Below are 21644 nucleotides of genomic sequence, written 5' to 3'. Positions count from 1 at the left end.
TCGTCAGGCTCTTATCCTCAAAACCCCTCCAGCTAGCGCTGCGAGGGGTTTTGTCTTTGTGCCTTCGTCTTTGCGCGACCAAATAAATAATCCCTGCGTCCCGCATCTTCTGTAATTCAGTCAGCGTCCCGGCCCCACAACGACTTGATCCAGGCCCGATATCGGGCTGGGCCTATCAGATAAAAGGCGGAACCTATATGAGTTTGCAGCTGCCAGGAAACACCTGAAAACGAGCATCTCGCGTTTCGGTGCAGTCGTCCCAAACGTCCTGGTAGTGGCTAATCCTTTATAAACGGTTCCGCCCGGCAGACTTATCTGATTGCCGATTTCAGTGTGATCAAGGCATCTAGGCAAACGGCGCCATCCTGCCTCAGGATGAAGGGGTTGATGTCTATCCCCGATAGAACGACCCGCCAGTCATTGGCCAGGTGGGACAGCGCGACCAAGGCGTTCGCCAGTACTGGGATATCGAGTGGGGGCTTTCCGCGCCAGCCGTTCAACAGTTTGTACGACTGTACAGACTGGATCAGCGCGAGGGCTCGTTGCGTCGTGAGCGGTGCGCTGGCGAACGCGACGTCTTTGAAGAGCTCAACTGACACGCCGCCCAGGCCAAACATCACCATGGGGCCGAACCAGGGATCTACATGCACTCCCAGTATGGTTTCGGTGCCGCCTTTGCTCATCGGGGAAATCAATACGCCGGAGATGTGCGGATTGCCCGGCACGCTTGCGGCGCGCTGTTGCAGAGTGGCATAGGCATCCCGGACGGATTGATCATCCGGCAGCTCCAGCAGGACACCGCCCATCTCGGTTTTATGCAGAATGTCCGGCGATACGATCTTTGCGACGACAGGATAGCCGATCGTGTTGGCGGCCTGCACGGCTTGTTCGGCAGTCGTGCACAACGTTTCGCGCAGCATAGGCAATCCGTATTGCGCGAGGATATGCTTTGCTTGGGCTTCATCAAGTTGCGTACCGATAACAGGGGCAGCAACGAGAGGGACGCGATCTATTTCCTGATGACGAACCAGATGACGCCGACGTTCCACCAATGCAGCCAACCCTCCCAATGCGGCCATGGCACGCCCGGGGTCTGCAAAGATAACCAAATGGCGGGCTTCTATCTCTGCACGCATTTTTTCGCTGTGCGGCCCGACCAGAACGATGAGTTTGTCTGGATAGTCGCGGCGCAATTTCCCCAGCGATTCGAGCATGTCGGGAAAACGACGTTCGTCGCAGGGAATCTGCGCCAGATAAATACACAGAATGGACCAATCGGTGTCCTGCAGAAGCATCTCGGCCAGCCCCGGGACGCCTTGCTTGACTGTGCTGACTTGCGCTGTGGTGTCCAGCGGGTTGTCGCCGATGGCAAACGGAACGAGTCCGTGTATACGGTCTTGTAGCGCTGGCGGGATAGACGGAATATCAATGCCATGACGTTCCGCATCATCAGTCATGAGTACGCCGATACCGCCCGAGACGGTCAGGATGCCGGCCTGAGGGTTCGTGGGCAGAGGCAGATGGGTACACAGGTAGGCGATATCCAGCATTTGTTCGATGGTGTTCGCCCTATATGCGCCGCACTCGCGTATGACTGCGTCAAAGATGCGATCATTGCCTGCGACCGCGCCCGTGTGAGTGGCTGCCGCAAGCTGTCCGCGAGACGAGGTGCCTACCTTCATTAAGATGACCGGCTTGTTGGCAGCGGCGGCCTTTAACAAGGCTTGGCGGAGCATAGCGCCGTCTCTGCATCCTTCGATCGCAGCGCAGATAATGTGTGTGGCGGGATCGGAAGCCAGAAAATCGATGCACTGAGCAACGTCGACATCCGCCTCGTTGCCGGTGGCGACAATGCGTGAGATACCCAGGTTTCGCTGGATAGCCTGAGCATAGGCGCACGAGCCAAATGCGCCGCTTTGCGTCGCAAAACTAATGCCGCCGGGTTGAGGGGAGAGGGCTTCCAGGGCCGTGGAAAACGTGGCATAGAAGCGGTTGCTGGTGCTGACGATGCCCAGGCAGTTGGGGCCCAGCAGCCGCACGCCGTGTCTGGCTGCCAAGGCAACCAGCGCATCCTGCAGCACTTTCCCGTTGGGACCGTCTTCGGCAAAGCCCGAACTGAGGATTTGTACGTGACGTATCCCTTTGTCGATACAGGCCTGCAGAGCGTCGTACGCGCCCGTCGCAGGAACAATGATCATGGCGTGATCTATCGCATCGGGGACATCGTTCAGTGCGGGATAGGCTTTCAGGCCCTGGATCGTGTCGTATCGCGGGTTGATGGGAAAGATTTTTCCTTCATAGCCAGCCTCGCGCAGGAAACGAATCGGTCGCCCGCCGAGCTTATCGGGGTCCGACGAAGCGCCGATGATGGCGACGGATGTCGGATCAAAGAAACATTGCAAAGGATGTGCGATCGCAGTCATCTGTCGCCTCAAGAGACCTGGGTATTTACACCATGGGAAAAAGAGTTGTGCTCGGCAGACCGCAGATGATGAATTTTCTGCTCGTAAGTCAGCGGGTCTCCATAGCGCAATGCGTTGGCCAATAGCCGAGTCGCCAGTTGTGCAGCCGGCATTTCCCGGGTCATGCCCATACCGCCGTGCAGCTGGATAACCGTTTCCGCAAATCGAATGGCTTCCTGCCCTATGTACAGACCCAGCAGATCTAGCGCTGACGTATCAGCGTCGTTTGCTTGCGTTTGTTCCAAGGTTCTCAGGGTGGCTTGCAGCAAGCTACGGCAAAGTTCGTAGGTGACATATAGCCGAGCCACGTCATGGCGCAGCGCCTGGAAATCGGCAAGCGCATGGCCGAACTGTTTGCGCTCCAGCAAATACGAAATGGTGCGGCTCAGGGCGCTGCCCATGCTGCATACCGAGTCGGTGGCCGTGGCCGCGGCTGCGATGCGCCACCCCGCATGGATGGAGTGTGCTGCGGCTGCGCCGCTGGCGAGAATATCATCGTCACGCACGGGAAACTTATCCAGATCAAAGACGGCAATCTGGCGGTCATCCATCGTGCGATAGACGGTGTTGCTGCAGCTCAAGTGCTCTGTGGCGACGCATATCAGAATGGCTTTGTTGTCGATGGCATCTCGGCCGATCAATAGCACATGGGTGCAATCATCTGTCAGCTCGATGCCGGTGGTTGTTCCCGATAGCAGCCAGCTGTCTTTGCCTTTGCTCGCTGATAGAGCGGGAGTCGGATCGCCGGGATGAAGCGGCCCTCCTAGTTCAACGACCAAAGCGCCTTCGGCGATACCGGTTTGCATGGTCTGGACAGAAGGCTGTTTGGGCAATGCGCTCAATATGGCAGGTATCACGCCGCATCGCGTCACGACGGGGAGGTTAACAGCATGCGTCGCGAGGCCCTCGATGATCGCCGCCAGGTCTTGAAGATCGCCGCCGGCGCCGCCTTGTGCCTCTGGAATGAGTACCGCGTTCCATCCCATTTCACTGATGAGCGCGGCAGCAGGGTGGCCGCCAGGATGATTGGCAGCGTCCTGCGCGACGCGGGTAGCGCTTTCCGATAACAATCCCGGGAACAATGTGTTCGGTTCAAACGGCATATCTCATGCTCCAAACAACGATTTTGCGATGACGTTCAGCTGGATCTCGGTCGTGCCTCCTGCGATCGTTTTGGATCGTGAAAACAGGTAGTTTTGCACCCATAGTCCGTCGGTTGTTGATGCTTCGTCATTACGCACGAGCTGTTGTGCACCGATGGGTCCAGCGACGAGCAAGGCGATTTTCGTCAACGATTGCGCAACGGCGCTGCATGCCTGTTTCAATGCGGAAGGTTTGGCGCCTAGCGGTTCGCGGCGCATCATGGCATCAATAGCCGAGGCCAACATTTCGCGTGCGCCTTTTATCTGCGCCGACAGCATGGCCATTTGATGCTCGAGCGAGGAGAAATCGCGCAGAGGCTGTTTAGCTTGGTGCTCTGCGAGCAGGCGCGCCACGCGTCGCCATTGTCGTATCAATTGCGAAACACTGGCCGGCGGTAGCCGCTCGCGCTCCAACAGATATTTGGCGCAGGCCCATCCTTGACCCTCTGTGCCGAGGAGCCTGTCCGCAGGAACACGGACATTGTCCAGAAAGGTCTCGTTGACATGATGCCAGCCGTCTATCGTGCGTATTGGTCGCACGGTGATGCCAGGCGTATTCATGTCGATCAGGAAAAGCGAAATGCCTTCTTGTTTTTTAGCCTCGCGCGATGTGCGGGCCAATAGATAAATACGGTCCGCTTCGTGGGCATGCGACGTCCAGATCTTTTGGCCATTGATGACGTAGTGATCGCCATCACGTACCGCCGGTGTGCTCAACGAGGCGAGATCCGAGCCCGAGCCAGGTTCGGAATAGCCTTGGCACCACCAGTCGGTGGTGTCCAGAATGCGCGGCAGGAAATACGACTTCTGCGCGTCGGTGCCGAACTGCATGATGACAGGGCCAATGTGGCCCAGGCCATGGTGATACAGCGGCGGGCAGTCCAGGTCGGCCATGACCTCTTCAAAGATCATGCGTTGACGCAGGCTCCAGCCCGTACCGCCATACTCGACGGGCCAGTTTGGCGCAGCCCAGCCGCGCTGATAGAGAATCGCTTGCCATTTGCTGTAGACAGGGCGTGTGATTTTTTCGCCGGACGCGACGATTTGCCGGATCTCGTCGGGGCAGTGAGCCTGAGCGAATTGGCGCAGTTCTGCACGGAAAGCGGCGTCTTGCCCGCTTTCGCGATGACCGTCGGACAAGAGCGAGAAATATCGGGAATTCAGCTCTGGTGGCATATCAACGGCCTTTGTAGACGGGAGTACGCTTTTCCAGAAACGCGCGTTGTGCTTCGTTGGCGTCTTCGGTTTTTGATAGTGCGACGGTGATGTTTTGTTCGAAGCGGTAACCTTCCCGCGGTGGCATGGACGAGGTGACCTGCGAGGCCTCCTTGGCGTAGCGCAAGGCGATGGGTGCTTTGCTGGCGATCTCCTGTGCGAGTGCCATGACGTAAGGCATGAGTTCTTCCGGGGGCAGGCTGGCCTCGATCAACCCCAAGCGATAGAGCTCGTCGGCCGAGACTTTCATGCCGGTAAAGAACATGCGGCGTGCGCGCGATTTGCCGAATACGCGCTGCAGCAGCGCAGTGCCGCCGGCCAGTCCAACGTTGATTTCCGGCATGGAGACGTAGGCATTGTTGGACGCGACCCAGATGTCGCACGAGGTCATCAAGCCAAAGCCAGCGCCCAGTGCAGGGCCATTGACGGCGGCAATCACGGGCTTGTTGCATTCTTGTATCGCCAGCGACGATTCACGCACCAGGCGGTTGTGCCGCCAGTAGGCGCCAGGGCCCTTTTGTTTGATCGCCGGCCTTTCCGATACGTCCGCACCGGCGGAGAACACGGCTGTCTTGCTGGCCAATACGACGCAGCGGACATTATCATCATCGTTGAAGCTATCGAAGACCTCCACGATTTCCGCACGCATCTGCGCATTCTGTGCATTGACGGGCGGGCGGTTCAAATACACGATGGCAACGTGACCGTCGCGTTCGACTTCCAGGCATTCATAGGTCATGCTTTACTCCTCGTTCAGGGTCAGTACGGCATTCGTGTTGCCGACAGGCGTTATTGCAGGCGCAGGTCGGCGCTCGTCTTGGCGAGTTTTTGCAGACGTTCCGATTCGTAGTTCAGGAAATCGGAAAATTGTTGGGGTGATCCGGCGGATAACAGCAGCCCCGTTTTGTCGATGGCGGCTTTCACGGTGGGGTCTTCTACGGCGCGGCGCAGGTCGGCATTGATCTTGTCGACGATCGCATCAGGCGTGTCTTTCGGGACGAGAAATCCGAACCAGCTGCCAAAGACCAAATCGATACCCAACTCCCGGAAGGTAGGAACACCGGGGGCAAAGGGATGCGGGTTTTCGCTGGCGATGGCAATTGCCCTGAGCTTGCCCGCCTTGACGTTGGGCATGGCCGACGGGCCATCGAAAATCCCGTCGACTTCTCCGGCAAAGACATCATTCATTGCCGGTGACGTGCCGCGATAAGGTACGTGCGTAATCTGAACACCGACTTCGCGGGCCCATAGTTCAGCGGCAATATGCGGGCTGGACGCAATCCCCGACGAGGCCAATCGTAAGTTTCCCGGGGATTTCTTTGCTTTGGCGACGACATCGGCCAGCGTATGCAGATCGCTGCGGGCCGATACCACCAGCATGTTGCGGCTATTGCCCAATAGCATCACCGGGCGCAATGCATTCTGGTCGTACGAAAGATCTGTGCGCAAGATGGGGTTGGATGTGTACGCATAGCTCGTCAGTAGAATCGTGTTGCCGTCGGGGGCGGCCCGCGCCGCAGCCGAGGTGCCGATCATGGTGCCGCCTCCCGCTTCGTTCTTGACGATGACCGGCACTTTCCATTGGCGTCCCAGATAGTCCGCGATGACGCGGCCATAGACATCGGTGACGCCGCCCGGAGCATATGGAACGATGATCGTTACCGGTTGATCGGGATAGTCCTGGGCCGCGGCGGCCGTTGCCGTGATTGCGGATGCACTAAAGATAGCGGCACATAGATGCAGCAGTTTTTTCATGGTTTGTCTCCGTCCTGCTTGAGGGGTGGCGCCTATTCGATTTTTATATTGGCGCTTTCAATGAGGGCTTTCCATTTCTTGCTTTCCGAACGGACCAGAGCATCCATCTGTTCGGGGGTACTGCCTTGCGGTGTCGTGCCCACGGCGATCAAGTTCGCGCGCAACGCGGGGTCGCGCAATGCCTGGTTCAGCGTGGTGTTGAGCTTTTTGATGATGGCTTCAGGCGTGCCGGCAGGGGCCGTGATGTAGTTGATGGGGTAGGCCTCAAACCCGTGCAGGGTCTCCGAAATGGCCGGGATGTCGGGGGCAGTGGGATTGCGTGCCAAGGTGGACACGCCCAGAGCGCGTACAGCGCCTGATCGGATATCGGGCAGATAGACGCTGAGCGTGTCTATCGTCATCGGTACTCGTCCGCCCAGGACATCAGTGCGTGCCGGCCCCGTGCCTCGGTAGGGAACGTGAAAGATATCGACGGCCGCTTCTTTCTTGAAGAGTTCACCCGCCAAGTGGCTGCTGGAGCCGACCCCCGAGCTAGCAAACCCCAGCTTGCCGGGGTGCGCACGGGCGTAGTCGATCAACGACTTTACGTCGCGGACGGGCAAATCTTTGGACACCACCAGGACGTTTGCGCCCTCGGTGACTTTGCCGACAGAGACGAGATCGTCAAAAGGCCGATAGGATAAATCCTTTAACAGATAGGGCGCGGTCATCTGTTGCCCGGGAGTGGTGTAGAGCAGGGTGTAGCCATCGGCGGTCGCGTGGGCGACGTAGCTCGCACCGACGGTGCCGCCTGCTCCGGGCTTGTTTTCAATCACGATCGTCTGGCCCAGCGCCCTGGACCAAGGCTCGGCGATTTGGCGGGCGTTGTTGTCGGCGCCGCCGCCCGGCGCAAAAGGAACAATCAAATGGATCGGGCGCTGCGGAAAAGCGTCTGCTGCCTGGGCCTGTGGCATGGCCGTGAATACTGCGAGCATCAACCACAAAGTCAGCGGAACGCGGACATTGCTATTCATGTTGTCTCCACCTATCTACTTGTTTTATCTGAGAAAAACTTGTGCTTTAGGCGTATGCTGCTAGGTATTACGCGAACTGACCGACCGGTCGGTAAGTTCGGATATGATAGATCGTTTCTTCAGAAATTCAAGTCATTGAATTCCCGTATCATCCATTTCGTGTTTTCCAGGACAGATCGTCAGCTATGACCACACGTGAGCCCGAACGTAATAATCAGATCATTGACGTTGCCCGCCGGTTGTTTGCCCGCCACGGTTATCGCGGTACGTCGTTGAACATGATCGCGGCCGAGGTCGGGGTGTCGAAGTCGGCGCTCTATCACCATTTTCCGGATAAAGAGACGCTGTATCGAAACCTGGTTGCCAGCGGCATGCAGGTATTGTTCGAGTATGTGCGTGACCGGATGCCCTCTGCGGAAAGTGGCGCGGCGCAGCGCTTGTATGGTTTCATGAGAGCGTCGATTCAGTACTACGAGCAGTCCCACGATAGCTGGGTGTCCGGCTCGCAACTTTTTTGGTCCGCCGAGAACGAGGAAACCCGAGCCCTGGTGCTGAAGTGGCGCGACGCTTATGAGGAGCTGTTGAAAGCAGCGATTCGCGATGGCATTGCGACGGGGGTATTTCGACCCGACACCAACGTCAGTTTGGCCAGCAAATTTCTGCTGTCATCGCTGAATCAGTTGTCTCGTTGGTATCGCCCCGATGGCGAAAAGACGGCGACAGAGATCATGGACAGTTTTGTGACGATGTTCTTGCAGGGGATCGAGGAGCCGCCGAAGATCTCTTGAGTGTGTTGGACTGAATCAGGGTATACCCCCCACTTTTCGCTTTGCCGCTGCAATGGCACTAATTGGATACGGAGCCATCGTTGTTACCTTGACGGCAAGGTTGGATGGAACCAATGCGAGACGAAAGGCACTCACGAACATAGAAACCTGGGTGGCTACGCTGGTGGACATGCCGGGGCCCTCTAATTTCCTGTTCAGGAAGTGCCTCCATGATTTCCTCTTCGCTCTCCGCTATTAGTGCCGCTTGGTCATATCTCGTCGGTACGGGTGCTGCTGCCCAAGCCGGTGACAGACTGCCGTTGTCGATGGACAAGCTGTTCGATGTGCTGCAGCATGCCGACGTCGAGACATTCGAGTATGTCCTCTCTATGCATGCCGATATGGACCTCACGCAGTGCAATGACGAAGGCGAAACGCTGTTGCATGTGGCGGCGGCCGATGGTAATCGTGAGGCAATCGAGGCGCTGTTGCGTACGGGCAAGCTGGATGTCGATGTCCGCGCGACTCGTGCTGGGACGAGCGCGCCTGCGTCCACCGACGTGACGCCGTTGATCCTTGCTATCAAAGGCGGCCATAGGGACGCTGTGCTGGCGTTGATCGAGGCTGGGGCGAATATTAATGCCGTTACCAGCCAGCAATACTCGGTGTTGATGCTCGCCGTCTGCCTGAATAAGCCTGACGTCGTCGATTTGCTGCTAAAGAAGGGGGCGTGGGTGGATAACGTGGAGCCGCCTGAATTCACCCTGTTATCGGCAGCCGCCCGCTATAGCAGCGATCGTGTCATGAACGCTTTAATAGCTGCCAATGTGGGCGTGAATGCCACCGACGGCGAAGGGAACAGCCCTCTGATGGTGGCGGCGCGTTACGGCACGAAAAAGATGATCACGGCGTTGGTACAAGCGGGTGCCAAGGTCAACGCAACCAATTACGCGGGGGACACGGCGCTTCTCATTGGCGCTGCACATGGGCGCGAGCGTGCGGTGCACGCGTTGATAGCAGCCCATGCCGCGGTCAACGTTGCAAATCTGGCGGGAGACACGGCATTGATTCTTGCCAGCAGATTTGACCGGAATGCCGCGATACAGGCCTTGCCAAAGCCGCACGACTATGACAGCGCCTGCGTTTGGGACGCTCTGGCCGCGGATATGCGTTTGCGGCCGCAAAGGATCGTAGGGGCATTGATCTGTACTCATGCGGATATCCATGCCGCAAACCACGAGGGAGAAAACGGCGTGATGGCCGCTGCCCGAGTCGGGAACACTCAAGTCGCAGTCAGATTGATACAGGCAGGGGCGGATATCCATGCCACGGATAATTTAGGTCGCACCGCCGTGGAGTACGCGGCGGCGCACGGTCATGTCGCCCTGGCTGCTCAATTGCACGACTTGATGGAGCAGACTGAGCCCGTGGCCCCGGTGGGAATCGCGTGAGGCCGGTTCCGCCTGCTACCGGGAGGGCTCCTTCGAGCGGAAATGTTTGACAGACCAGATATGTGCGACCAGTGCCGGGGCAATCTATAGCGTACTCAACGACGCTTGCCATGGGGCATTGTCTTGTGTGTTGCCACTCATGCGTTTGCCTGACACTCGACCGGTGTATTGCTGATCTCCCGCCGTAAATTGAATCGTCTCTCCCTCGAGCCTAGCATCGGTGATCGGCGTGACGTTATCCCCGTCGCGTAGTGATCCGTTGAGCATTTGATAGGTTTGTTCCAGCACCAGCTCTTTGTCGCCGAGTTTCCAGGTGCCAGCGACTTTGGCGGGAACGATCCATTTGTGGGCGTTGCAGTAAGCGGTGCAGTTTTCGCTGACTTGCGCGGATTCGTCGGGTTGCCAGTCGCCCATGGTGAATGAGTTCGAGACGACTCGTGTGCCGGGTTTCATCTCCAGGATGATGGGGCGTAGACGTTCGTTCAGGCTGGGCAGCAGGAACAAGGTCAGTACGGTGGCTTCGGAGAAATCCGATTTGAAAATATCCGCTTGTTCGAATGTCGCTTTGTCTGCGACGCCCTCGGCTTTTGCCGCGCGTTGCGCCAGGGCTACCATGTCGGGATTGAATTCGATGCCGCGTGCCGTAGCGCCACGTTTGGCGGCGGTGATGACGGTGCGGCCATCGCCCGAGCCCAGATCGACCAGGCGGTCTTTGGGGGTGAGCTCGGCCATTTCCAGCATGCGGTCGACGAGTGCTTGAGGAGTGGGCACCCACACCACGTCTTTACCCGATTGACCTACGGTGGGCTCGTAGGTCGAGGCCTTGTCGGCCGTCGTTTGAGCGGCTACGCTGGCATGCCAGGCCATGGCGCACAGCACGGCAGATACTAGGGATTTTTGCAGCGTTTGCATTGACGTTCTCCTTGTTGAGAGGGCAAGTCAGAGGGCGGCATCGTCCCGCGGTTGGGCGGTGGCGACGGGGTCTACAGCTTTGTTTCTGAGCAACAAGAGCGGAGTGCCTGCGGCCAGTACGGCCAGTCCGATCCAGGCCGCAGCACCAGTGTGCAGAATGCTCGCGTGCAGCATGTACAGGCACGTCAGGCAGAACACGATCGGCGTGAGCGGATAGAGCGGGACGCGGTAGGGCAGTTGGCGTTCAGGGTGCCGCCAACGCAGCACGAATACGGCGAGCCCGATCAAAAGCAGGAATCCCCAGAACACCGGTGCGGTGTAGTCCACCATGGCTTTGAAGCCATCGCGGGTAATGGCGCCCATGCCTATCAGGGCCAGTGCGATGGCGCCTTGCACCAATTGCCCGTTGGCGGGTGTTTTGCCGCGGCCGTCCCAGACGCCCATCCAATGCATGACCGAGAGGTCTTGTGCCATGGCATAAAAGACGCGGGCTCCGGTAAAGATGGTGGCGTTCAGCGTGGATATGGCGGCGACGATAATGGCCAGCGTGACGATGGTTTCGCCCGTGGGGCCGGCGACTTGCCGCATCATGTCGGAGGCCACGGCATCCGAGGCGCGTAAACCGTCCAGGCCCAGAATGGAAACGAGGGCGAGATTGGCCAGCACATACAGGAGAATCAGAATGAGTGTGCCTGTGACGAGGACTTTCGCGATGTTGCGCGGCGCGTCTTTGAGTTCGCCGGTCAGATAGGACGCCTCGTTCCAGCCGCCAAAAGTGAGCAGTACAAAAATCATCGCCAGCCCTATCGCGGCGGTGTCGGGTGGGATGGGTGTTGTGGATGCAGCGACCTCCGCCGGCGTGCCGAATAGTCCAAAGAGAATGACGGCAGCGAGAGCGCCCACCTCGACGAGCGTCACGACGACCTGCAGCGTTTTGCTTTGCGCCGTGCCGATGATGTTGATACCCGTGAACAGGATGACCGAGAGGGCGGCGTAGAGTGCCGGGCCATAGGGACCTAACGGAAATAGTTGAGCAACATAATCGCCCAACATGAAAGCGACGCCTGCGATAGCGCCAGTCTGGATGACGGTGCCTCGTGCCCAGCCGAACAGCATGGCGACAGGACGTCCATAAGCGCGCGAGAGAAAGTGATATTCACCTCCTGCATGAGGATGCGCCGCAGAGAGTTCGGCATAACACAGCGCGCCGATCAGCGTGACCACGCCACCCGCCACCCAGACCATGATGAATGCCCATTCAGAGTCGACATTCGCCGCGACGATGGATGGTGTCCTGAAAATACCGATGCCGATGACCAAGCCTACGAGAATGACGACGGCGTCGAAGACCGAGAGCAGAGCCGCAGGCTTTGCCTCGATGTGATGAGCGTCTTGGGTGGGCTTCGGCCCCGCATGACGAACATTACCGGAGAGCGCGAGAGAGTCCGTACTATGCTGGTGTGGATTGTTCATGAGTTTGTAAGCTTCAGGACAATAAGCCGCCAGCGTGGCGGGGCGGAACTGCGGGAATTAAACGGACTTCAACAGGGAAAAGCCGAAGGTGTTGATGCCGTGTTCGCTACGGATACAGACAGACCCGCCATGCATGGAAGCGATGGCACGCACGATGGATAGACCGAGGCCGTGATGGACGCCGCTATGGGTGCGTGCGGCATCGCCACGGTAAAAGCGTTCGAATAGACGAGCCTGTTGTTCAGGCGGGATCGGGTCGCCGTGATTGGAAACGGAAACCCATGCATAGTCGCCGCGCATTTCAATGGCGACAACGACTTCGGTGCCGGCATACGCATAGCGCACGCTGTTCGAGAGCAGGTTGGCCAGTGCGCGATGGAACAGGCGTTTGTCGGCGTGTATGTGCGCATCGCCATCGACGCGGACAGTGAGATCGCGCTCGAAGAAGGTGTCCTCGACGTATTCCACGGTTTTACGAGACTCGGTCAACAGTGAGATATCGCTGAGTTCCGCGGCACGATGTCCGTTCTCGGCGCTGGATAGGAACAGCATGTCGTTGACGATGCTGCTCATTCGCTCGAGCTCTTCCAGATTGGATTCGAGCAGGTCTTGAAGTGCGCCGAGATCACGTTCGCGGACAAGGGCGACTTGCGTCTGACCTATGAGATTGGTCAGCGGTGTACGCAGTTCGTGGGCGACGTCGGCGTTGAATCCCTCAAGCTGCAACCACGCGGCCTCGCGGCGTTCGAGCGCGTTATTGAACGACACGGCGAGCTCGCGGATTTCCGGTGGCAGGCCGACGACGTCCAGCCGCTGCCGCGGATTATTGGGCGGCAGGCGGTTGGCCTGCCGGCTGAGCCGGCGCACGGGGCTTAGGCCCAGTTTTGCGATCCAGTATCCCAGTATGGCGACCAGCAAGATGCCCAGGGCTGAGGCGATGCTCATGACCCGGGTGAATTTTTCTTTGGTGTGGATGTAGGCCGAGCAGTCGAGTGCGACGATGAATTCCACTTCGGGCCGGTCACCGGAGGCGGGAATGATGCGGCTCAACGTTGCCCAGATGTTGGACGGCTCGCGGACTTTGATGAATCCGAACGGTTCGTCGGGCATTTTCCAGCCGTCCTCGAGCAACAAGGGGGCGCCGTATGCAAAGCGCTCGTCCGAGGAGCGTATCCAGTAACGAACCCGCGCACCTTCTTGGGAAAAACCGTCGAGTTTGCGGCGTACGGTCTCCCATTCGGGTTCGGTAGCGCGCGAGTGGATGTAGGGATCCAGCAACGTATGGTGATATTCAAGCTCACCGCGCACCTGTTCGCGTACGGAGTCGGTCAGTACGCAGTACAGAAAAAAAGCCACGCCGGAAAAGACCACTGCGGCGGTGATGGCGAACATCGTCGCCAATCGCCATGCAATGGGCAGGCTGCGTCTGGGCCGTATCATGCGGCGTCGTCCGATTGATCGCTATGCCGGTTTTCGAGTACGTAGCCCATGCCGCGAACGGTGTGCAGCAATTTGCGGCCATAGGGGGCATCGACCTTGGCGCGCAGGCGTTTGACGGCGACTTCGACGACGTTGATGTCGCTATCGAAATTCATGTCCCAGATCTGCTCGGCGATCATGAGTTTGGAGAGGACTTCCCCCTGATGGCGGGCGAGCAGGCTGAGCAGCGAAAACTCTTTGGCGGTGAGATCCAGGCGCTGGCCTGCACGGGTGACTTTACGCGCGAGGAGATCGATCGTCAGATTGTCGATTTGCAGCGTGGTGACCTCGTGGCCCTCGGTGCGGCGTCGCGTCTGGGCTTGCAGGCGGGCTACCAGCTCTGTGAACGAAAAGGGTTTGGGCAGATAGTCGTCGGCGCCTTTGCGCAATCCGGTCACGCGGTCGTCGACGGCGCCGCGAGCCGATAGCATGATGACGGGCGTGGATTTCTGGCGGCGTAACTGAGTCAGCACCCCATAGCCATCCAGGCCAGGGAGCATCAGGTCCAGGACGATGGCGTCATAGTCGAACTCGAGTGCCAGATGCAGCCCATCGACACCCGTGTCGGCGACATCGACGGTATAGCCGAGTTCGGTCAGTCCTCGCAGAATGTAGGAAGACGTTTTCGCTTCGTCCTCGACGACAAGTACTCGCATGGTGGAATGTGGCTTTTGTACCAGGGGAAAAATGGCTCGTACAGCAGGGAATCAGTTTACGCAGGCCCGTAGGTCATCGCGCTGACGATACGCTGACATTTTTGTCAGCCGGAAGGCGGTGCTGCCCGGGGGCAGCGCGCCGGGTCTCTGGCCGTGGCAAACGCCCGGTATCAAACCATGCCTAGTGTAGGCCAATCAGCGATGTTCGCCGTCCACATAGAGCCAATGTCCGCCAACGCGCAGAAATCGACTGAGTTCGTGCAGGCGCGTCGCACGGCCGGCCTGACGGCAGCGAGCCACGAATTCGACTGTGGCGTGATCGGCGTCTGGCTGGTGGTGTTGCTTGATCTGCAAGCCTAGCCATTTCAGATCGGAGGGGTTGCGCTCTAGTTGAGCGGGACGTGTGTCGGGGTGCCAGGTGTCCAGCAGGTATGGCAAGTCGTCCAGCACAAAGGCGCTGTAGCGCGAGCGCATCAAGGCGAGGGCATCAGGGGCGAGCAGGCGTTGCGGGCCGCGATGCCATCGCTCGCAGCAACGCGCATAGGCCAGGCCGCTTTCGCACGGACAAGCGGGCATCGTTCAGGCCACCAGATCCTGATAGTCGGGGTGCCGGGCAATATAGGCTACGGCATAGGAACACAAGGGCAGGACGCGCCAGCCGCGTTGGCGAGCCGTGTCCAGGGCATGGCGAGTCAGTGCCGCTGCGATGCCCCGGCCGCCGACGGCACTGGGGACACCGGTGTGCTGGATGATCATGGTGTTGTCGCGCAACTGATAATCCAGGACGCAGGCGTGGCCGTCGACGCGGGTTTGGAAGCGGCCTTGCGGCTCGTTATGATCAATGATGAGCGTGGTGTCGGACATGGTCGTAAAGCCAGGAAGACAAGCCGGTTTGCGATGACCGGCGAACCGGCCGCGATATGCAGATCAACGATACAGGAACAGGATAACCCAGACTGCGATCATGGCGGCAAGGCCCACCCAGCACGACACCCAGAAGCCTACGATGGGGACTTTTACACTGAACGGCACGCGTTTGGGCTCAACGTGGCTGAGTTGCTTGTTGGCGTGGGCAAACAGGCCGAAATTGAATCCCGGAAAGGCCAGGCGAAAGAAATAGTCCTGCAAGATGGAGGTCTTGATGACCAATGGGAATTGCCGAAACGATCCGTGCTTCAGCAAGGGATGTTTCAACGTCGCGTTGATTCTGTCCGTTTGTATAAAGAACAGCAAAACGCCGCAGATCGAGCAGACAAGGAAGCACAACGTGACGAGACTGAATGCGTAGGCGAGAACGGGAGTGGACATGAGATGCAGTGCAGTAATGCAGTAATGGATGGCTAGGCGTGCTGGGCGGTGAGGCGGGAGCTACCCGCGTGTCTGTCCTTCGCCGCTAAGTACCCATTTCAGGGTGGTCAGGCCTTCGAGGCCGACAGGGCCGCGTGCGTGCAGCCGGTTGGTCGATATGCCGATTTCAGCGCCCAGGCCATATTCGAACCCGTCTGCGAAACAGGTGGGCAGATTGACATAGACTGAGCTGGAGTCGACCTCGCGTTGAAAGCGCTGGGCGGCCGAGAGGTCTTCGGTCACGATGGCGTCGGTATGTCCGGAACCCCAGCGAGCGATGTGTTCGATGGCCTGGTCCAGCGAGTCGACGATGCGCACGGCCAGAATCGGGCCCAGGTATTCAGTGGCCCAGTCTTCGTCGGTGGCGGGCTTGGCGGCGGGCACGATCTCGCATGTGCGAGGGCAGCCACGCAGCTCGACGCCGTGTGCGGTAAACGCGGTCGCCAGGCGCGGCAGGATCGAGATGGCGGCGCCGGCGTCGATCAGCAGAGTCTCCATGGCGCCGCAAATGCCGTAGCGATAGGTCTTGGCGTTAAAGGCAATGGTGTGGGCCTTTTGTGGATCGGCGGCGGCATCGATGTAGACGTGGCAATTGCCGTCCAGATGTTTGATCAAGGGCACGCGGGCTTCGCGCGCCAGCCGGGCGATCAGGCCTTTGCCGCCTCGGGGAACGATGACGTCGATGTGCTCCGTCATGGTGATGAGCTTGCCCACGGCGGCGCGGTCGGTCGTGCCGACGACCTGGACGGCTTCGGGGGGCAGATTGGCGGCTTGCAGGCCGGTTTGTACGATCTGTCCGAGCGCGACATTGGAATGAAAGGCTTCGCTGCCACCGCGCAGGATGGTGGCATTGCCGGATTTCAGGCACAGCGCCGCCGCATCGATGGTGACGTTGGGGCGCGATTCGTAAATGATGCCGATCACGCCCAGCGGCACGCGCATTTGAGCTACGCGCATGCCATTGGGGCGGACGGTGCCTGCCGTGGTGCTGCCAATTGGGTCTGGCAGATTGGCGATCTGACGCAAGCCTTCTGCCATTTTGCCGATGGCGTTGTCCGATAGGGTCAGGCGGTCGAGCAGTGCGGGCTCCAGGCCGTTGGCGCGTGCGGCCGCGAGGTCTTTGGCGTTGGCGGCCTTCAGGGGAGCGCGATTTTCCAGGAGCGCGTCGGCCATGGCGAGCAGCGCCTGGTTCTTGGCCGCGCCACTGGCACGCATCATGGCCCGCGAGGCGCGCCGGGCGTTTTCGCCCAAGGCCTGCATGGCGTTATCGATATCGGAAGAGGACATGAGAGTGTCTGGCATGATTCGGAAGACGGTGCAGCATGCACCGGCAGATAGCCCTAAGTGTATCGTGCTGGGCGGCAGTGAAGGGAGGGCCGCCGCTGCGCGGCACCAGGTCCACCAGTGCACGGCGCCAGGCCGCTATGGGAGAGTGCAACCGCAGGGAGCGGCAGCGCGGTGTGGCGGCTGGACGGCACAGCATGCAGCAGCCTGGGCCGCGAGCCGCAAGACCTGACCGTCATCGGGCACGGCTGCCGGCGGCCGCGACGCGCAGCGCCAGTCGGGTCATTTCTTCCCACGCGTCTGCGAGGCGTCCGGGGACGGTCAGGCCCTTGATCAGCCGGTCTACCTCGTGCGCATGCTGGACCGCCGCCGGCCAGGCTTTGGCGGGGATGCGGCCCAGGGCTTGCAGGGCCAGTTTCTCGTGAGCGCCAAATATCCTCAGCCGGCGCATCAGTGCGCCGGCGTCCTGGCCCGTGGCGCGGGCTTCGGCAACTCGTGCCAGCAGGCGGATCTCGTCGCCAACGGCCCACAGGACCAAGGGCAGGGCCTCGCCTTCGGCGCGCAGGCCCTCCAGCATGCGGATGGTGCGCGGTGCGTCGCCCGCCAGCATGGCATCGCGCAGGCCGAAAACATCGTAACGGGCGACGTTGAGCACGGCACGTTCGACGTCCTCAGCGGCCAATTGGCCCTCTGGATAGAGCAGGCCCAGTTTCTGGATTTCCTGGTGGGCGGCCAGGAGGTTGCCTTCGACTTTGTCAGCCATCCATTGCATTGTGGCGGCGTCGGCACGCTGGTTCTGGCGCGCCAGGCGGGCGCCGACCCAGGCGGGCAGGCGGCTGCGTTCGATCGAGGCGATGTCTATCATCATGCCGCTCTGCGCCAGCGCCTGGACCCACTTGGACTCGCGCGTCGCCTTGTCCAGGCGGGGTAGGGCCACGACGATCAGAGTGTCGTGATCGGGTTGCGCTGCGGCTTGCGTCGCCAGTTTCGTCAGTGTGTCCGCGCCAGTTTTTCCAGGTTTGCCGGTGGGAAGCTTGATTTCCAGAATGCGCTTGTCACCAAAGAGCGAGACGCTTTGTGTTGCGGCGAAAACCGCGCTCCAGTCACTGCGCGCATCCATGATCATGGACGTGCGATCGGTGTACCCGGCCTGGCGTGCAGCGGCTCGCAGGGCGTCAGTGGCTTCTATGACGAGCAGAGGTTCGTCGCCAGATATGGTGTACAGCGGCGCCAGGCGCTGCCCGGCGCGTTGCAGATGCTCTGCCAATCGGTCAGCGTCTAGCGACTGCCCCATGCGTCACCACGTGCCCGTGCCGGGCGTTCCAGGTGTTTGCCATGTTTCCGGTCGATTGTCGGACGGCACGGCATTCGGATCGTAGACCGGCGATTCGGGATCGCTTTCGCCACGCTGGGCGGCCTCGTACGCATTATGTACGTCTGGCGCCGTCAAGCGTCGGAGCAAGCGGCTGACCAGGGCTTGCTGCATGGATTGGTACAGGGTCTCCATTTGCGCTTCTTTGGCCTGGACGACTTGATCGTCGTACGGCATTTCGCGATAGATCGAGAGCGTGGTGTCGGGCAGGATGGCCACACCCTTATTGGTGATCAGGCGAAATGTGAAGTTGATGCCGAGTTCGTATTCCTCGACACGGCCTTGTGCATTGAGCGATACCTCGCGCAGTGAGCGGCTATTGTCGACCACTTGCAACACGGCGTCCGCTTCTTTGGTTTGCTCTACCAGGCGCGTGTTCGGTGATGCTGCGCGTACTGCCCGCCGGACGTCGGCACCGAAGCGCGTGTTTTCGGGAATGCCGACATAAAGCGTGCTGAACGGCAATGGCGTTACGCCACGCATGGCGAAGCCGCACGCCGCCAGCAGCATGACGGTCGCCAGGCTGGCCGCGCGCAGCCACCAGCGTGAGCGGAAATGTTGCAGACGGGGCGGAGCAAAGTGCATGCGTGACCTCTTAACCAACGACGTTGACGAGCTTGCCCGGCACGACAATCACGCGCTTGGGCGGGCGGCCTTCGAGGAAGCGGGAGACTTCCTCCTGACTGGCGGCGAGTTGTTCGATTTCTGCTTTCGAGGCCTGTGCGGCGACGCGGATCGAGCCACGCAGTTTGCCATTGACTTGCAGCATGAGCTCGATCTCGTCGGCTACCAGCGCGGCCTCGTCGACGTGCGGCCAAGGCGCATCCAGCAGATCGCCCAGCGGAGCTGCGTAACCCAGATCACGCCACAGATGCCACGTGATGTGCGGTACGACCGGATACAGCACGCGCAGCAGGATGCCGATGGTTTCGGCGCGAGCGGCATCGGCATGGGTTCCGTCGGGGAGCTTGGCGCTGTCGATGGCGTTGAGCATTTTCATGCAGGCAGACACCACCGTGTTGTATTGGATACGCTGGTAATCGTAGTCGGCTTGCTTGAGCAGGCTGTAGACCTCGCGGCGCAGATCCTTGACGGGGGCGGGGGCTTGCGTCCAATCGCTGCCGGCAGCCAGGCCGCGGGCAATGGCCTCGTGTTGGCCATGGCACAGCGCCCACAGGCGGCGCAAGAATCGATTCGAGCCGTCTACACCAGAATCAGACCACTCCAGCGTTTGCTCGGGCGGGCTGGCGAACATGACAAACAGGCGCGCGGTATCGGCGCCCAGGGTATCGATGAGCGCCTGCGGATCCACGCCGTTGTTTTTCGACTTGGACATGGTGCCCACGCCGCCATACTGCACGTCGGAACCGTCGGCCTTGAGCTTGGCGCCGATGATGGCGCCCTTGGCGTCGTACTGATTTTCGACTTCTTCGGGCCAGAAATACTCGATGCCGCCCTGGGCGTTTTTACGCGAGTAGATGTGGTTCAACACCATGCCCTGGCACAGCAGCTTGGTGAAGGGCTCGTCAAAGTTCAGCAGGCCCATGTCGCGCATGACGCGCGTCCAGAACCGGGCGTATAACAGGTGCAGCACGGCGTGTTCGATGCCGCCGATGTACTGGTCCATGGGCATCCAGTAATCGTTGCGGGTGTCGACCATGGCCTCGTCGTTGCCCGGCGAGGTGTAGCGCATGAAATACCACGACGAGTCCACAAAGGTGTCCATCGTGTCGGTTTCGCGCCGCGCGGGCTTGCCGCAGCTGGGGCACGAGCACGACAGAAATGCCTCGTTTTTGGCCAGCGGGTTGCCGCTGCCGTCGGGAATCAGATCATCGGGCAGAACGACTGGCAGGTCTTTTTCGGGCACGGGGACCGGACCGCAGTCGGGGCAGTGGATGATGGGGATGGGGGTGCCCCAGTAACGCTGGCGCGAAATTCCCCAGTCGCGCAGGCGCCAGGTGGTTTGTTTTTCACCGAGGTCCTGGGCCGTCAGGTCGGCCGCAATCGCGTCCACGGCTTCGCGGAAGGTCAGGCCATCATATTTGCCGGAATTGACGGTACGGCCGCTTTGTTTGTCGCCGTACCATTCTTGCCAGGCATCGGTGGAATAGGTCTTGCCCTCCAGCGCGACGACTTGCTTGATGGGCAATTGGTATTTCTGAGCAAAGGCGAAATCGCGCTCGTCGTGTGCGGGCACGCCCATGACTGCGCCGTCGCCGTAGCTCATGAGCACGTAGTTGCCTACCCAGACGTCAACTTGCTCGCCTGTCAGAGGGTGAGTGACGGTCAAGCCCGTAGGCATCCCGGATTTTTCGCGGGTGGCGATTTCAGCTTCGGTCGTGCCGCCGAGCTTGCATTGTTCGATAAACGCGGCGAGCTCTGGATTGGATTGCGCAGCGTGTGTGGCCAACGGGTGTTCAGGCGCAACGGCGCAGAACGTGACGCCCATGATGGTGTCGGCACGCGTGGTAAAGACGTACAGCTTGCCATCCTGGATGAGTTGGCCGTCCGTGCCGGCGATCTGGTGCGGGAACGCAAAGCGCAGGCCCTCGGATTTGCCGATCCAGTTTTCCTGCATGATCCGCACGCGCTCCGGCCAGCCGGGCAGGCCGGAGCGGACTTGTTCCAGCAGCTCGTCGGCGTAGTCGGTGATGCGCAGGTAGTAGCCGGGGATCTCGCGTTTTTCCACGAGGGCGCCCGAGCGCCAGCCGCGTCCGTCAATGACTTGTTCGTTGGCCAGCACGGTCTGATCGACCGGATCCCAGTTGACGACCTGCGTCTTGCGATAGGCGATGCCTTTTTCGAGCATCTTCAGGAACAGCCATTGGTTCCATTTGTAGTATTTGGGGTCGCAGGCGCACATTTCGCGCGACCAGTCGATCGCCAGACCCATCGATTTCATCTGCTTTTTCATGTAAGCGATGTTGTCGTAGGTCCATTTGGCCGGCGGAACTTTGGACTTGATGGCGGCGTTTTCGGCGGGCATGCCGAATGCGTCCCAGCCCATCGGCATCAGTACGTTGTAACCGCGCATGCGCAGCTGGCGCGCCATCATGTCGTTGATGGTGTAGTTGCGGACGTGACCCATGTGAAGCTTGCCGCTGGGGTACGGCAGCATGGAACACGCGTAGAACTTTGGCTTTTCGGAGCCGTCGGCGTTCTGGGCGTGCTCGGTGACACGGTAAGCGTCGCGGGCCTGCCAGTCTTGGTGGGCGGCTGCTTCGACGGCGGTGGGGCTGTAACGTTCCTGCATGGGCTCGTGCGCGTATCTATAGAAAGAAAGTGGGCCGCCGTTGCGTAACGCAACGACGGTCAA

General features: G+C 59.9%; 19 protein-coding genes. 2 read left to right on the top strand and 17 right to left on the bottom strand.

All coding sequences use genetic code 11. The features are described from left to right. Positions 1-311: 311 nt before the first annotated feature. From ACNA0I_RS23835 to ACNA0I_RS23810, 6 genes are read right to left on the bottom strand one after another with little or no spacing between them, the layout of a single operon-like run. Positions 312-2423, bottom strand: a complete 2112-nt coding sequence (locus tag ACNA0I_RS23835; RefSeq protein WP_415808510.1) for an acetate--CoA ligase family protein — start codon at positions 2421-2423, stop codon at positions 312-314. Between the two features lie 8 nt (positions 2424-2431). Further along, on the bottom strand, positions 2432-3565 hold the full coding sequence (locus tag ACNA0I_RS23830) for an acyl-CoA dehydrogenase family protein (RefSeq protein ID WP_415808508.1): 1134 nt from the start codon (positions 3563-3565) through the stop codon (positions 2432-2434). 3 nt (positions 3566-3568) lie between these two features. Next, the gene (locus tag ACNA0I_RS23825) at positions 3569-4780 is read right to left on the bottom strand and encodes an acyl-CoA dehydrogenase family protein (protein ID WP_415808507.1); all 1212 of its coding nucleotides are present in this window, start codon (positions 4778-4780) and stop codon (positions 3569-3571) included. Between the two features lies 1 nt (position 4781). After that, positions 4782-5558 carry an enoyl-CoA hydratase/isomerase family protein gene (locus ACNA0I_RS23820; RefSeq protein WP_415808506.1) on the bottom strand — a complete coding sequence of 259 codons (777 nt, stop codon included), beginning with the start codon at positions 5556-5558 and terminating at the stop codon, positions 4782-4784. A 50-nt stretch (positions 5559-5608) separates the two neighbouring features. Then, on the bottom strand, positions 5609-6574 hold the full coding sequence (locus tag ACNA0I_RS23815) for a Bug family tripartite tricarboxylate transporter substrate binding protein (protein ID WP_415808505.1): 966 nt from the start codon (positions 6572-6574) through the stop codon (positions 5609-5611). A gap of 32 nt (positions 6575-6606) precedes the next feature. Further along, positions 6607-7587 carry a Bug family tripartite tricarboxylate transporter substrate binding protein gene (locus ACNA0I_RS23810; RefSeq protein WP_415808504.1) on the bottom strand — a complete coding sequence of 327 codons (981 nt, stop codon included), beginning with the start codon at positions 7585-7587 and terminating at the stop codon, positions 6607-6609. 185 nt (positions 7588-7772) lie between these two features. Between ACNA0I_RS23810 and ACNA0I_RS23805 the strand changes: the two genes are divergently transcribed. Next, positions 7773-8375: a TetR/AcrR family transcriptional regulator gene (locus ACNA0I_RS23805; RefSeq protein ID WP_415808503.1), complete on the top strand. Its 603-nt coding sequence runs from the start codon at positions 7773-7775 to the stop codon at positions 8373-8375. 209 nt (positions 8376-8584) lie between these two features. Next, positions 8585-9805, top strand: coding sequence for an ankyrin repeat domain-containing protein (locus tag ACNA0I_RS23800; RefSeq protein WP_415808502.1), 1221 nt, complete (start codon positions 8585-8587; stop codon positions 9803-9805). Positions 9806-9889: 84 nt separating this feature from the next. Here ACNA0I_RS23800 and ACNA0I_RS23795 read toward each other — a convergent pair whose 3' ends face one another. The 11 genes from ACNA0I_RS23795 to leuS all read right to left on the bottom strand — a co-directional run bounded on the left by ACNA0I_RS23795 (position 9890) and on the right by leuS (position 21581). Further along, the gene (locus ACNA0I_RS23795; RefSeq protein ID WP_415808501.1) at positions 9890-10717 is read right to left on the bottom strand and encodes an SAM-dependent methyltransferase; all 828 of its coding nucleotides are present in this window, start codon (positions 10715-10717) and stop codon (positions 9890-9892) included. Between the two features lie 27 nt (positions 10718-10744). Next, positions 10745-12190, bottom strand: coding sequence for an APC family permease (locus ACNA0I_RS23790; protein ID WP_415808500.1), 1446 nt, complete (start codon positions 12188-12190; stop codon positions 10745-10747). A 57-nt stretch (positions 12191-12247) separates the two neighbouring features. Further along, positions 12248-13630 carry a heavy metal sensor histidine kinase gene (locus tag ACNA0I_RS23785; protein ID WP_415808499.1) on the bottom strand — a complete coding sequence of 461 codons (1383 nt, stop codon included), beginning with the start codon at positions 13628-13630 and terminating at the stop codon, positions 12248-12250. Next, complete coding sequence (locus tag ACNA0I_RS23780; RefSeq protein WP_094822316.1) at positions 13627-14325, bottom strand: heavy metal response regulator transcription factor; 699 nt, start codon at positions 14323-14325, stop codon at positions 13627-13629. The genes ACNA0I_RS23785 and ACNA0I_RS23780 overlap by 4 nt, the downstream gene beginning before the upstream one ends. Positions 14326-14520: 195 nt before the next feature. Further along, positions 14521-14901, bottom strand: coding sequence for a YchJ family protein (locus ACNA0I_RS23775; RefSeq protein WP_415808498.1), 381 nt, complete (start codon positions 14899-14901; stop codon positions 14521-14523). A 3-nt stretch (positions 14902-14904) separates the two neighbouring features. Continuing rightward, complete coding sequence (locus ACNA0I_RS23770; protein ID WP_415808497.1) at positions 14905-15189, bottom strand: GNAT family N-acetyltransferase; 285 nt, start codon at positions 15187-15189, stop codon at positions 14905-14907. Positions 15190-15252: 63 nt separating this feature from the next. Then, the gene (locus ACNA0I_RS23765; RefSeq protein WP_415808496.1) at positions 15253-15633 is read right to left on the bottom strand and encodes a hypothetical protein; all 381 of its coding nucleotides are present in this window, start codon (positions 15631-15633) and stop codon (positions 15253-15255) included. A gap of 60 nt (positions 15634-15693) precedes the next feature. Then, a complete protein-coding gene (locus ACNA0I_RS23760; protein WP_415808495.1) occupies positions 15694-16959 on the bottom strand; it encodes a glutamate-5-semialdehyde dehydrogenase in 1266 nt (421 codons plus the stop codon). Positions 16960-17191: 232 nt separating this feature from the next. After that, positions 17192-18250, bottom strand: coding sequence for a DNA polymerase III subunit delta (gene holA, locus ACNA0I_RS23755; protein WP_415808494.1), 1059 nt, complete (start codon positions 18248-18250; stop codon positions 17192-17194). Between the two features lie 3 nt (positions 18251-18253). Further along, entirely contained in the window at positions 18254-18913 is a 660-nt protein-coding gene (locus tag ACNA0I_RS23750; RefSeq protein WP_415808493.1) for an LPS-assembly lipoprotein LptE, read from the bottom strand. 10 nt (positions 18914-18923) lie between these two features. After that, a complete protein-coding gene (leuS, locus tag ACNA0I_RS23745; protein ID WP_415808492.1) occupies positions 18924-21581 on the bottom strand; it encodes a leucine--tRNA ligase in 2658 nt (885 codons plus the stop codon). Between the last annotated feature and the right edge of the window lie 63 nt (positions 21582-21644).

The organism is Bordetella muralis (assembly GCF_965139205.1).
In the GTDB taxonomy this organism is placed as follows: Bacteria; Pseudomonadota; Gammaproteobacteria; order Burkholderiales; family Burkholderiaceae_B; genus Bordetella_A; species Bordetella_A muralis.
This window is presented reverse-complemented; position numbering and strand designations above follow the sequence as displayed.